The sequence below is a fragment of the Klebsiella sp. HN106 genome (assembly GCF_051209435.1).
GTDB classification, from domain to species: Bacteria; Pseudomonadota; Gammaproteobacteria; order Enterobacterales; family Enterobacteriaceae; genus Klebsiella; species Klebsiella oxytoca.
In genome coordinates this window covers 1-682 of record NZ_JBLURD010000086.1, presented here as the reverse complement: position 1 = coordinate 682, position 682 = coordinate 1, and the positions used below count along the sequence as shown (strand labels likewise).

The window sequence follows — 682 nt, the reverse complement described above, 5'->3', positions numbered from 1 at the left end:
TGGCCACCTCGGTGCCCGCCAGCAGCGGCAGATGCAGGCCGTACGTGTCACCGGCATACGGGCGCGCCTGGCGTACCCACAGGCTCTCTTCTCCCGGCTGCCAGTGGTCGCGGTCGAACAGCAGGTTGACCCTGTAACGCCCGTCGCGGTCGATATGGCCGTAGATATCACTGCTTTTCGTGCTGGTGACCCGCGCCGGCAGCGTCCCGGCCATCACCGGCCTGGCGATAGTGGCCGGGCGGAAGCCGTAATCTTCTAAGTACGGGATGGCGTGGAAGGCCACCTCAAAACTGCGGTCGCGCCGGGCGCGGCTGTGGAGGTGGGTTATCATCACCCCCTCCCGGAAGGTGCCGGTGACCTCTTCGCCGCCGCTCACCTTCAGTTCCTGACCGGGGGCGAGCGTCGCGCAGCTGCTCTTTCCGCTCAGCCGGGACTGGTCGTTCAGGTAACGCTCGTGACGCAGGCGGGCATAAAACGCCCCGCTCTCCGGCGCCGGGTCGCGCGGATGGCTGTCGCCCGGCGTCAGGTAGTTATCCCCCCAGTGGTACGCCTCGCCGTAAGTGGTGCTGTCGCCCCGGCTGACATCGATGCTGAGGCTCATCTCCGCCGGCGCGTTGCGGTAGTTATAGTCCCGGGTGAACACCGACTGCGGCACCACGCGATGCCGGCTTTTCAGCGCCCA

1 protein-coding gene is annotated in these 682 nt (G+C 67.0%); it reads right to left on the bottom strand.

The window, feature by feature from the left end; genetic code table 11:
* On the bottom strand, nucleotides 1-682 hold a 682-nt coding region (gene vgrG, locus ACSIPU_RS30440; RefSeq protein ID WP_435322476.1), incomplete at both ends, for a type VI secretion system tip protein VgrG.